At 46.3% G+C, this 11,733-nt stretch carries 11 protein-coding genes; 7 read left to right on the top strand and 4 right to left on the bottom strand.

Going from position 1 to position 11,733, the window contains the following annotated elements; translation table 11 throughout:
• Positions 1–622 precede the first annotated feature (622 nt).
• Positions 623–997: an EamA family transporter gene (locus Q0323_RS04265; protein ID WP_298051866.1), complete on the bottom strand. Its 375-nt coding sequence runs from the start codon at positions 995–997 to the stop codon at positions 623–625.
• A gap of 330 nt (positions 998–1,327) precedes the next feature.
• Here Q0323_RS04265 and Q0323_RS04270 point away from each other — a divergent pair, with 330 nt between their 5' ends.
• From Q0323_RS04270 to Q0323_RS04285, 4 genes are all read left to right on the top strand, one after another.
• Complete coding sequence (locus tag Q0323_RS04270; protein ID WP_298051844.1) at positions 1,328–1,714, top strand: hypothetical protein; 387 nt, start codon at positions 1,328–1,330, stop codon at positions 1,712–1,714.
• Positions 1,715–2,505: 791 nt separating this feature from the next.
• Positions 2,506–3,708: an OprD family outer membrane porin gene (locus Q0323_RS04275; RefSeq protein WP_298051846.1), complete on the top strand. Its 1,203-nt coding sequence runs from the start codon at positions 2,506–2,508 to the stop codon at positions 3,706–3,708.
• 75 nt (positions 3,709–3,783) lie between these two features.
• A complete protein-coding gene (locus Q0323_RS04280) occupies positions 3,784–4,365 on the top strand; it encodes a cytochrome c (RefSeq protein ID WP_298051849.1) in 582 nt (193 codons plus the stop codon).
• 10 nt (positions 4,366–4,375) lie between these two features.
• Positions 4,376–4,918, top strand: coding sequence for a DJ-1 family glyoxalase III (locus Q0323_RS04285; protein WP_298051851.1), 543 nt, complete (start codon positions 4,376–4,378; stop codon positions 4,916–4,918).
• 168 nt (positions 4,919–5,086) lie between these two features.
• On the opposite strand, the gene Q0323_RS04290 is transcribed toward Q0323_RS04285, so the two are convergent.
• Both Q0323_RS04290 and Q0323_RS04295 read right to left on the bottom strand, forming a co-directional pair.
• A complete protein-coding gene (locus Q0323_RS04290) occupies positions 5,087–5,257 on the bottom strand; it encodes a hypothetical protein (protein ID WP_298051853.1) in 171 nt (56 codons plus the stop codon).
• Positions 5,258–5,514: 257 nt separating this feature from the next.
• Positions 5,515–6,210: a hypothetical protein gene (locus Q0323_RS04295; protein ID WP_298051856.1), complete on the bottom strand. Its 696-nt coding sequence runs from the start codon at positions 6,208–6,210 to the stop codon at positions 5,515–5,517.
• Positions 6,211–6,454: 244 nt separating this feature from the next.
• Here Q0323_RS04295 and Q0323_RS04300 point away from each other — a divergent pair, with 244 nt between their 5' ends.
• From Q0323_RS04300 to Q0323_RS04310, 3 genes are all read left to right on the top strand, one after another.
• Complete coding sequence (locus Q0323_RS04300; RefSeq protein ID WP_298051857.1) at positions 6,455–7,201, top strand: SDR family NAD(P)-dependent oxidoreductase; 747 nt, start codon at positions 6,455–6,457, stop codon at positions 7,199–7,201.
• 16 nt (positions 7,202–7,217) lie between these two features.
• Positions 7,218–8,912, top strand: coding sequence for a Na+/H+ antiporter NhaC family protein (locus Q0323_RS04305; RefSeq protein WP_298051860.1), 1,695 nt, complete (start codon positions 7,218–7,220; stop codon positions 8,910–8,912).
• A 278-nt stretch (positions 8,913–9,190) separates the two neighbouring features.
• A complete protein-coding gene (locus Q0323_RS04310) occupies positions 9,191–9,571 on the top strand; it encodes an EexN family lipoprotein (RefSeq protein WP_298051869.1) in 381 nt (126 codons plus the stop codon).
• Positions 9,572–10,438: 867 nt separating this feature from the next.
• On the opposite strand, the gene murI is transcribed toward Q0323_RS04310, so the two are convergent.
• Positions 10,439–11,581 carry a glutamate racemase gene (gene murI / locus Q0323_RS04315; protein WP_298051863.1) on the bottom strand — a complete coding sequence of 381 codons (1,143 nt, stop codon included), beginning with the start codon at positions 11,579–11,581 and terminating at the stop codon, positions 10,439–10,441.
• Positions 11,582–11,733 lie beyond the last annotated feature (152 nt).

Raw genomic sequence — 11,733 nt, forward strand, 5'->3', positions numbered from 1 at the left:
AAGCTCTACGGCTAAGTTGAAAGACGAAGCTAAAGAAGAGGGATCATCTAAAGCTAAAGGTAAGAGGGGTAAAAAGGGTAGGGGAGAGTAAAATTCTCCCGACCTTAGCTTATTATTCTACAAGTCTAGAGCTTGCGACGATTGCAAGGGTTAGGCAGCAAGCGTATAAATTTAGGCGGAGCTATGGAAGTGTGCAAGATTTCAATTCGCATCTTGCGTAATTAGCTTACTCGACTATACTGTAGATTTAGAAGTTTACAGTTCGATTTAAACTTGCGGATGCGATTTTATTTTATGGTACGGCGAGCCGATATTTTTTGGAATTTTAAGGCGTAAATTCCTGATTTCTCATAAATTTTAATCTCACTACTTTTAAACAGAACTAAAACTACCCTAAAGACCACCTAACTACAGCAAGGTATCGGCAAACCGATTACCGGCACGTTTCAGGCAATGCCTAGAAATCGTGTAGGCTAAATGTCAAGCCATAAGAAATCATAGCGGTTTAGGGCGGCAATTTTGCAGAAGCGGCAGTAGGTTTATCTTACGACAAAGCGTATGGCGTAGCGCGAGAGTAGCGGCTAAAAAGAGCACAAGAGATAGGTTTAAAGCAAATTTCACCCTATTTAAACGCTAGCATTATCACGCCTGCGCCGATGAGCGCTAGCGCAAGCCATTCGCGTAGGCTCGGGCGCTCACCCAAAAAGATTACGGCGATGATGACTACGAGCACTACGCTTAGCTTGTCGATCGGTGCTACTTGATAAGCTTTGCCGATTTGTAGTGCCTTGAAATACGCTAGCCATGACGCGCCCGTTGCCAACCCGCTTAGTATCAGAAACACCCAGTTGCGAGGGCTCAGACTAGATAACGGCTGCCAGGCTTTAGCGTAGCGCAAGAATATGGCGAGGCAAAAGGTGATGATGATCGTGCGGATGAAGGTCGCAAAGTGGGAGTTAATGCCTTCGAGTCCGATTTTTGCAAATATCGCAGTCAGTGCCGCAAAGAGTGCTGATGCAAGCTAGCCGGGTAAAAGAAGCTAAAGTTCTGCCGTGTTTGATTTAGACGCGACTACCAAGTCTCGCTCGCGATTGCTGCTAAATTCTGCCCCACATATATAGAAAAATCGCTAAAAGCGCGCTCTTGCTCCGCCTAACGCCAAGAGATATCTGTTTAAATTCCACTTCGACGCTCCTCAAAAACAAATGCCAGCGACGCAAGCGCATCCATAGTCGTTTAAATTCCACTCCGATGCCTCTCAAAAAAGCAAACTTTAAGCCCAAACCTACTAATCTAAAAGTTCAAATTTTACAAATAAGGATACTGAATGAAAAATTTCATATTTTCCGCACTTTTGGCTCTTGGCATCGCAGGCTGCGCCGTAAGCACCGCTCCGACGCCTGCAGGCAACTTACGCTCGCTAAAATCCGAGATCGTAAACTACACTCGCCAAAGCTCCACAGCTTACGTCTATACGTTCAAAGACCTATCCAGCGGCGAGCTCTACACCGCTCGCGCAAGCAGATATTATGCGGCTGCGGGAGATACTGCCTACATAAGTACCGCAGCAGGTGCTATCAGCGATATGCGAATCATCTCGCGCAAAGCGGGTTCCGTTGCTCCGCGCGCTTATGACATCGGCAAAATCGAGACCAAACAAATGCATAAAAACGACGCTATTGCTGTACCAGAGAGCGAAAATATCAGCTTTTAATCCCCACGCGATTTTTAGCCGCTGCACCCTTTAAGGTAAGCGAGCCTGCTTTTAATTTGAGATAAACGTTTTTGTGTTTGCTCTCTACTCTTATGAAGGCAATAGTTTCTGTTCTTAATCATGGCGGGCTGGCGCGATTTGCTTGCGCTTTAAAGTCCGCTGATTCTTTACGCGATGCCTGCATAAATTTTATATTTTATAAGTTATGGAATTTTATATTTCACGAAATTCTGCGCTGCGTATCTTGCTTCTATGGTTCGGTTAGCGTTTTGTATCCACTTGCTTTCGCGCTTAAATTCCTTGCTGCATAGTGCCATTTTGTCCGCAAAATTTTATATTGAAATACAGCCACGCTAAAATTTTAATTCGAGGAATTCTTATAAATTTACTTTCTGCGGTTTTTCACGGACTGCTCGTTTTCAGTGCTGTATCCTCCGCTGATAAGATGTTACGTGGATTTTTTAAACCCACGCTTTGCAAATTTCGTATCTTGAAATTTTATCCATAAAATTTCACATCGTAAAATTTTATGAAATTTCTCCCGCATGAAAGAGGTGTTGCCGTCTGTTTACCGCAGCCTGATATAATCCCCACATCGAAATTAGAACTCCTTTCAATAATCGGCGAGACCTGTGTGGGTCTCGCTTTTTTTATGCCCGTTAAATTTGGATTTTCGGTAAATACTCGGTAACAATTTGGTAAAATTTTAGTATTTTTCAGCCTATTTTAAGCATATAATTTGTCATTTTGTGCTACTATTGCGTCTACAAACTTTATTAAAGGAGTTCAAAATGAAACTAGTTAAACTTAGTTTAGCAGCAGCAGTTGCTGCAGGTGCTCTTGCTATGAGTGCAAGCGCTGTTCCATTAGAGGAAGCTATCAAGGACGTGGATCTAAACGGATACGCTCGTATGCGATACACTCACGATCACCTTAAAAATGAAACAAACAGCAATAAAGGTGTTTGGGAATTTAAATCCGAAGTAGATTTTAAAGCAAAAATCGACGATAACTTCTTTGGTGTAGTTGGTGTTAGATTTTTGGATAGAGATAATGGCGAGTCTCTTTCTTCTTCAAATAGCCAATATCATGGCAAACAAAATCCAAGTGACAAAGGTTCCGATTTTGATATCGCTAAGGCTTACTTAGGATACACTGTTGGTGGCACTACTATTGCAGTTGGTCGCCAAGGCATAGGTTCGTTCTTTACCGATGATATGTATGGAGACGGTGTTAAGATTACTAGCACTGATATCGAGGGCTTGACAATTAGTGGCTTTTGGATGGATTCTTTAGAGAATGATGGAGATATTTCAAGCCTTGAATGGGGCGCAGCGGTAGATAATAAACTAACTACTGATCATAATCTATACGGTATAGGATTTATGGGCTCATACGATCCAGTATCTTTCCAACTATGGTATAATGCTCTAGAGGACGTAGCACAGCTTTTCGCTGCAGAACTAGCTCTAAATTTTGATATCTCCGATGATTTTAATCTCGGCGTAAAAGGTCAATACGCATTCTCTGATTTCGACGGAGATTATAAAGATGCGGGCGCTAGTGATGCAGACTTCTGGGCAGCAGAGGCTAATGCTGGTTTCTTTGGCGTTGATTTAGCTGCAGGTTATTTAAAATTTGAACCTGATGATAAAGATAAAGTTTCTTTTGTATCTTTTGAAGATCAAGGCTCTTTCATTAGCCCAGGTGAAGAGTTGTTAGACTATAGAAACTTTACTGGCGAAAATCACTACTGGTATGTAGTAGCAGGCTATACTATCCCTGATACTGGTATCAGAATCGGTGCCGATTACCTAGATGGTAAAGCAGATGGTGATAATGCATATGAGGTAGTAGGTAGAATTTCTTATAAATATAATGAAAAGCTAAGCTTCAAAACTTGGTATTCTCACTATAAAATTGATGATAAATTTGGTGCGGGTCTTGATGAGAAAAAAGATCGCATCAGATTTGAGGCTAAATACAGCTTCTAATTATTTACCTTATACGGGTAAAATTAGGGCGAAGCTTTTGCTTCGCCCTTTTTAAATTCTAAATCAAGGTTTTCTATGAAAATTTTTAAAATTTCTTTTTTAGCATGTTTTTTTGCCTTTAGTTTAAATGCCGCGGATAAAGCAAATGATGACACGTATGTATTCGAAGCCAAAGGTGAGTTTGCCAAAGAGCTAAAATCCCTGATCGAAAAGCATTCTAAAGATGAAAATGTAACCGTAAATATCTATAAAAATACTCCTAACGCCAAAGGCAATATTGTCGGCGGTGGCACAAAGATAAATCGTAACATCAACTATATCAAGGAAAAAGGTAAGGTAATCTACGATGCTAACTGTGCTTCTTGCCACGGCTCAGAAGGACAGAAGCGCGCCTATGGCAGCTCTCGTAAGCTAAAAGATCTAAGCGCGAAGGAGATTGCAATCGCGATCTCAAGCTACACCTCCGACGGGCAATATGGCAAAAAGATGAAGTATATTATGCAGCCTATCGCTGCCAAAACCACCGCTGAAGAAGTTGGCTATATCATCGGCTATCTAAAAGGCGACGATGAATTCTTATATGATAGTCCGTCTCGCGCTAGCGGCAATACCAATATTTCCACTGCCCCTAGTGAGCAGGGTTCGTATCTAAAATAAAGGGTATGCGATGAAAGTGGCAATAGTTTTAGCTAACGGATTTGAGGAGCTCGAGGCGATAAGCATCATTGATATTTTAAGACGTGCAGATATTGATGCTCTAGCCGTGGGGTTAGAGAAAAAATGTGTCCGTGGCACGCATGGCATTGAGCTTGTGGCGGATGAAATTTTAGATGATATTAAGGTGTCTGAATTTTCTATGATCGTTTTACCGGGAGGTTTGCCTGGCGCGGAGAATTTAGCCAAAAGTGAGAAGCTTGGTAAAATCCTACGCGACTTTGATGTAAATAACGCAAAAATCGGTGCAATATGTGCCGCTCCATGGGCGCTAGCTACCGCAGGTGTGCTAAAAAGCTCTTACACTTGTTATCCAGGTTTTGAAAATCAGATCGCTCACCCAGGCTATACGAATTCGGCGAATGTCGTAAAAGATCAAAATATAATGACTTCGAAAGGTCCTGCTACTGCGATGGAATTCGCACTACAAATCGTCCGCGAGCTAAAAGGCGAGCAGGTTTGTTCCAAGCTAAAATCCGATTTGCTTTTTAAATAAAATTTCAAGTGAAGGCCGATTCCAACGCGCTTTATTTTGCCATCTGTAAAACGGGGTGCGTGATTTTGCCACGCCTGAGAACTGTAAATTTTATCTTACTTTGCACGTATAAAATAGCCACGATATTTATTCTGAGTATCCGTAAACGAAGAATGGAATTCTCACAACTCAAATTCTAAATCGAAAAACGCAAAAGGTTTTATGAGGAGCAGATGAAATTTTATTGGAGTAGTTGCTTTTAAACCAAGCTTTACCGTCGTAGCGGCGTAGAGCGCGAGTATGAAGGATATTTTGAGCGTGGGCTCTCAAGCAGACATCCCCGAGCTGAATAAATTTCAATGCGGCACCTTCGCGATGCACTCGCCAGCTGAAGCTAACAGATCGCGCAAAACGTGCTAAATAAGGGTATCGGCGTGATCAAAAACGATAAGATCACGCTGGATATAAATTTGATCAAATAGCGATGGCAATGTGTCAAGAGGCAAAACGACGCAGTTTTTGAAGGTTTTGTTGGCAAAGCACAGATCTATCGGGAAGCAGATAAGCTTGCAGTGCGCGACGAAAGTGTCATTTAGAATTCCTAAAAAGGATAAAATTTAACGCTTCTTTAAAATATTGTCGTTTAAAAATGTCGCGCTGCTTTGTATCGTTTTGATAACGCGGTCTTTAGAATTTTGCATTTTGTCGGGTGTAGGTCTGTGTGCGATCAAATTTACGCGCCCGATTTTCGCCGTGAAATAAAAAATCCCCAGTATCGTCGCGTTTAGAAATACTCCAAAATATATCCGTTCTAACCCCCATATCCCTATGCTGGCGGCATGAATGGGCACAAAAATTATCGCGATTAAGATCGGATAATAATCCGAAATTTTATTTTTGGCAAGGATTACGGTCGTAACGATGGCGTATGCGATGAGCGTAAAAGGAGAGATAAGCAAGAGTGCAAAAAGCGCGTTTATGCGCTGATAATCTTCGTGCCCGATTAAGACGCAAAAACTACAAAACGCGAGCGTTATAAGAAAAAATAAAGGTAAAATCCACCGCGTTTTCACGTCGCGCCCTTTAAGCAGCGATAAAAAGAGCAGATGAGAACCCAGCGCAATACAATAATAATCAAATATAACCGACGAGCTTAAAAACGTGAGCGGTATGGCGAGCAGCGTACCCGGTCCATCAAAATATACCCCACTAAACATGAGCCACGTGATAAAGAGTATAAAAGCATATTTAAGACCCGCATAAATGGCGCAAACACAGATACTAACGAGGATAAATCGTATAAATTTGCTCATTTGTCTTTTTCCTAAATTTAGGTAATTATAGCAAACCGCGACAAACGAACGGCGCAAAATTTTAAATTTAGCCGTGCGCTCGCCGAATCCGCTGCCGATCGCGAGCTCGTGCGCGCTAGAAGCACGCCCAATGTCTTCGCATTATTTCATCCGCGTCCGCGCCGCAAGAACAAATTTCATAAATTTTAAATCCGTTTTGCGTTATCATTGCGCTAAATTTAAAATTTTACGCAAAGGGGATTATATGAAAAATACGGCATTCATCACGGGCGCTACGAGCGGCTTTGGAGAGGCGATTTCTAGGGCGCTTAGTGCGCAAGGCTATAAGATCGTTGCGCTTGGACGCCGCAAGGAGCGGCTACAGAAGCTAGCCGGCGAGCTAGGCAACACGCACATTATCACCGCGGATATTCGCGATAAAGCTGCGGTGTTTGATGCCGTAAGCGCGCTGCCTGAAAATTTCAAAGACGTCGAGGTGCTCGTAAATAACGCAGGGCTCGCGCTGGGGCTTGAGGGGATCGCGCAGACGCCCGTAGAGGATTTGGAGACGATGGTCGATACGAATATCAAGGGCGTGCTGTATTCGACCAAGGCGGTGCTGCCGCTGATGATCGCGCGCAAAAGCGGCTATATCTTCAATCTCGGCTCGACTGCGGGCGCGTGGCCCTATCCGGGCAGCCACGTTTACGGCGCGAGCAAGGCGTTTATCAAGCAGTTTAGCCGCAATATCCGCAACGACCTGCGCGGCACTGGCATCCGCGTGACGGAGATCGCGCCGGGAATCTGTAAGAGCGAGTTTAGCCAGGTGCGCTTTAAAGGCGACGTAGCGCGCGCCGCGGCCGTGTATGAGGGGGTCGATGCGATCCTGCCCGAGGACATCGCGCAGATCGTGCTAAGCTGCCTAGCGATGCCCCGTCGCGTAAATATCAACGTCGTAGAGGCGATGGCGACGCAGCAGAGCTGGGCCGGGCTTTTTATCGAAAAGCATTAAATTTTAAGGTGAGAAAATGAAAAAAATTCTATTACTAATGTTTTTATCGGTTGCCGCGTTTGCGGTAGATGATGCGACCAGGCAGCATAATGCCGAGCTTTTCGGTATCTGGACGCTGGTGCCGCCCGTCGTGGCGATCGCGCTTGCCTTTATCACCAAAGAGGTGATTTTATCGCTTTTCATCGGCGTTTTTAGCGGCACCTATATGCTTGCAGTCGTCGGCAACAATCCGATCTCCGCGCTCGTAGGAGCCTTTACGGATCTGGTCTCGCGCGTGGTAGGCTCGGTAGCTAGCAGAGGCAACGCGGGCGTGCTTTTACAGGTGCTTTGTATTGGCGGCGTGGTCGCGCTGATTAGCAGGACGGGCGGCACGAAAGCCGTGGCTCTTTGGATTAGCAAGCGCGCTAAAACGGGCATTTCGGCGCAAATTTCAACGTGGGTTATGGGTCTTTTCGTATTTTTCGACGACTACGCAAACGCCCTGATCGTAGGCCCCGTCATGAGGCCGATCACCGATAAATTTAGAGTCAGCCGCGAAAAGCTCGCCTTTATCATCGACGCCACCGCCGCACCGATTGCGGGTATCGCGCTAATTTCTACCTGGGTAGGTCTTGAGGTCTCTTTGATAAGAGCGGGATATGATCAGATCGGCGTACAAAACGTAAACGCCTTCTCGATCTTCGTGCAAACCATGCCGTACCGCTTCTACAATCTTTTTATGCTCGCTTTCGTGCTTTACGTAGCATTCATGCGCAGGGATTTCGGGCCGATGCTCTCTGCCGAAAGGCGCGCAGCGACGGGCGAAATCCACTCTAAAAATTCCAACATCGCCGAGCTCGAAGATAAAACGCTAGAGCCTAAAGAAGGCGTCAAGCCGCAGGCTTCAAACGCCGTTATCCCGCTTATTGTCTTAATCTGCGGCGCGTTTTCGAGCTTTTATTTTAGCGGGCTAAGCAAGCTTGAGGGCGATGCCCTCGCAGCCGCAAAAGCCGCTCCGCTAAGCTTTGCGACGCTTCAGGCGACGTTCGGCAACGCAAACTCGTCGGTCGCGCTTTTTCAAGCAGCGCTTCTTGCTACAGTCGTGTCTATATTTATGAGCGTTTACCGCAAAATTTTTGACGTCAGAGAGGCGATCTCTACGTGGATCAAGGGGTGGAAGACGATGATCGTCACGATCATGATCTTGCTGCTTGCCTGGTCGCTCAGCTCGGTCATCAAGGAGCTCGGCACGTCGCGCTATCTGGTCGATATGCTAAGCCAAAACACACCGAAATTCTTGCTGCCGGTAGCGATTTTTGTGCTGGGCTCGTTCATTAGCTTTTCGACGGGTACGAGCTACGGCACGATGGGAATTTTAATGCCGCTTGCCATACCTTTAGCAAACGCCGTGGGACTTCACTACGGGCTTTCGGGCGATGCGCTTCACGCCTATATGATCGTAAATATCTCGGGCGTGCTAACCGGCGCGATTTTCGGCGATCACTGCTCGCCGATTTCGGACACCACGATCCTTTCGTCGATGGGCGCGAGCTGCGATCATATCGAGCACGTAAGGACGCAGATGCCTTACGCTCTATCCGTCGGCGCGGTCGCCGTGGTGGCGGGCTATCTGCCCGTAGCGCTAGGACTTAGCGTCTGGATCGCGCTGCCGATGGGGCTTGCCGTTACGTGGGCTCTCGTGCGGTTCGCAGGTAAAAAGATAGAGGAGTAGCTCTCGCAAATTTTAAATTTGCTTTTAAATTTTAAATTCCGCAGCGATGCGGAATTCTGTCCGGCGGAATTTTGCTTTATCCCGCAGAATTCCGCCCTGTAAAATTCCGTCGCGCAAGTAAAATTTTAAAACGAAATTCCAAAAAGCGCGGGCAAATTTAAAAGCTAAATTTAACTAGCTGCGTTAAAACGGCGCGGCCGCGCGCAATTCAAATTTTTTAAAGTAAACGGGTAGTAAAATACCGGGTAAAATTTCAAACAAGGAGAATGAAATGAAAAATCCTAAGATGTTCCTCTGGGGGGGGGTTAGCTGCTTTATTAGTTGGTTGCGGTGACGATACCGAGGTAAAGACCAGGGAGTATTACGACGCACATCTGGACGAAGCCAAAGAGGTTTTGGCAAAGTGTGATTTCAATACCCTTAAAGATGGAAGTAACTCTTATAAGAATTGCTTGAACGCTAAAACGGTCGTAGAGGAAAAAAGTATGGCGTATACTGTTGATTACTACCTAGAGCATTGGGACGAAGCTAAGGCTATCATAGAAAAATATAAAGACAAAGAACCCGCAGATCCAAATAGTGTCGAAGCCGTCAATTTGAGACATGCTTATGACGCTTCTTTTATAAGAAGATCAAATACTCCTTTGAAAATAGAATAAATCAAATTTTAAACTCTTAATACATTCTAAATTCACTCTGCACCTTCGGTGCAGGGTAAATTTACCCTGCGCGGCGCTGAATTTTGCGGTATAAATCTTACTCGCGAAACAATACGGCGCGAAATCTTGCTTTACGGATTTTAGAATTTCAAATTTTAAAGCCTGCGGGCTTGGCTATCACAGAAAAGACTTACGGGCTGCGCGGCACCTTAAAATTTAATCATTTTAAAATTTACGCCGTGCGCCTTGTCTAAATTTCTCTCAGCGGCGGTGAAATTTCGCAGTGCGGCATGCTAAATTTAACTTCGCTCGCGCCTCTTATCTGCGCCTTAGTCTAAATTTAAAATTTCAAATTTGCGGCGATAGTTCGTGCGGCGCGAGGAATTCCTTACATACAGCAATCTTGACTTACGCTATTAAATTCAAAGAAGCGACGGCGTCTTTCTCGCTCTATGCTGCTTCAAGTCGTACGGCGGCGTTGTGCGTTAAATCTTAAATTTACGTGCTGGGCGGCGGGAAGGCAGCATTTGCCCCGTAAAATTTTAACTTTCGCGCACCGGGCGACGGCTAGGCCCTATTGATCGCGCACCGCGCGAAGCCGCTTCCAAATCATCAAGCCGAGTTAAATTTTTTAGCGCGCCGAAATTTTAGTCTATGCGGCGCGATTTACGAAACGACGAAATTTTGAGTTTGCGCTGCGATTTATAGCGCATCAAAATTTTAACTTGCGCAGAGTAATCCACCACGTATCTAAATTTTAAGTCGCGTAGTGCGATCCGCGATGAACAGGAATTTTAATTTGACGTGATTTATGATGCACTGGAATCCCAACCTGCGCTACGGATCTATGACGCACGGGCGCGTAGCCTAGTCGATTGCTCGCATCGCATCGAGCCGCTTTAAAAACAGTTCTACTTTGCGCAGCTGCGCCGCATCTAGCGCTCTGCCCGAGCAAAAATACTCCACGCTGTTGCCGTTTGGATAATTAACTCGCGAAATGCCCGTTCCTTCGCCTCTCGGCTTAAATTCCAAGGACAAATCCGCGCCGCCTCGAGAATAAAGCTTGAGCTGCGAATTCGCATCTACGGCGCGCGGCGACATGCGGCGTTTGTCTTCGCCGCACTGCTCTACGCCTTTATCCGCACAAACCTGCGATTTTACGTCGCGCAAAGTATCCATGCCGAAGCCGCGCTCATCCGCGTTAGAAAACTCATCATACCCCACTGCGCCGTTTTTTCTGGCGCCGCACGACACTGCACGAAGTCTGCTCATACCTTGCTCTATCATATCGGGCTTGCTCTCGCCGCTCGCGTTAAATTTAGCCGCCCGCGAGGACAAATCCTCGCCGCGCGCAAGCTTTAGCCCTCCGCCCAGCTCGCTTTCAAGGCGATTTAGCGTGCCGCCTATGCCGTCGATGATGCGCACGTGAGGCGGCAAAATTTCGCGCAAAACGTCCTTGAAATAGTTAAAATGCGTGCAACCAAGCACGAGCGAACTGAGGCGCTCAAGCTCAAATTTAGCCAGTTCCCCCTGCAGATACGCCCGAACCGCAGGCGAGTCAAACTCCAAATCCTGCGCAAACTCCACGAGGCGAGGTAGCGGCAGACTCCACGTCTCGCACTCTAGCCGCCCCACGAGGCGCGCGAGCTTTTCGCCGGCGATCGTTAGCGGCGTGGCGATGAGCAGCGTCGGACGCGCGCCGAAACTGTCCGCGGCGAGCTTGACGGCGGGCTCCATGCCGATGACCGGCACGCTAAATGCGCCGCGAAGCTCCGAGATAGCCGCGCTCGTGGCGGTGTTGCAAGCAACGACGACCGCGTCCGCGCCGTGCGCGACCAAAAACCCGACCGCATCGAGGCTCAGCCGCACGATCTCGGCCCTACTTTTAGTGCCGTAGGGGACGTGATCCTCGTCGGCAAAATACAAAAACCCCGCCCCGCTAAACCGCCGCAGAGCCTCAGCTAGCACGCTTAGTCCGCCGATACCCGAGTCAAAAAACGCTATTTTCAAATTCTTAGTCCAAGTTAAAATTTTAAAAAAGGGATTATAGCCCAATTCAAGTAAAATTTAAATTTTGAGCGGGCTTGGTGGATCCGTGGCCGTTAAATTCTCGCCGCCTCGTTAAAATTCGCGATAAATTTAATCAATTTTTTAGGGGGGGG

The organism is uncultured Campylobacter sp. (assembly GCF_938030145.1).
Lineage (GTDB): Bacteria > Campylobacterota > Campylobacteria > Campylobacterales > Campylobacteraceae > Campylobacter_B.

Bases quoted from the DNA above. Each gene is read 5' to 3' on its own strand.
- Q0323_RS04305 (WP_298051860.1), top strand. From the start codon at position 7,218: ATGAAAAAAATTCTATTACTAATGTTTTTATCGGTTGCCGCGTTTGCG.
- Q0323_RS04295 (WP_298051856.1), bottom strand. From the start codon at position 6,210: ATGAGCAAATTTATACGATTTATCCTCGTTAGTATCTGTGTTTGCGCC.
- Q0323_RS04285 (WP_298051851.1), top strand. From the start codon at position 4,376: ATGAAAGTGGCAATAGTTTTAGCTAACGGATTTGAGGAGCTCGAGGCG.
- Q0323_RS04300 (WP_298051857.1), top strand. From the start codon at position 6,455: ATGAAAAATACGGCATTCATCACGGGCGCTACGAGCGGCTTTGGAGAG.
- Q0323_RS04275 (WP_298051846.1), top strand. From the start codon at position 2,506: ATGAAACTAGTTAAACTTAGTTTAGCAGCAGCAGTTGCTGCAGGTGCT.
- Q0323_RS04270 (WP_298051844.1), top strand. From the start codon at position 1,328: ATGAAAAATTTCATATTTTCCGCACTTTTGGCTCTTGGCATCGCAGGC.
- Q0323_RS04280 (WP_298051849.1), top strand. From the start codon at position 3,784: ATGAAAATTTTTAAAATTTCTTTTTTAGCATGTTTTTTTGCCTTTAGT.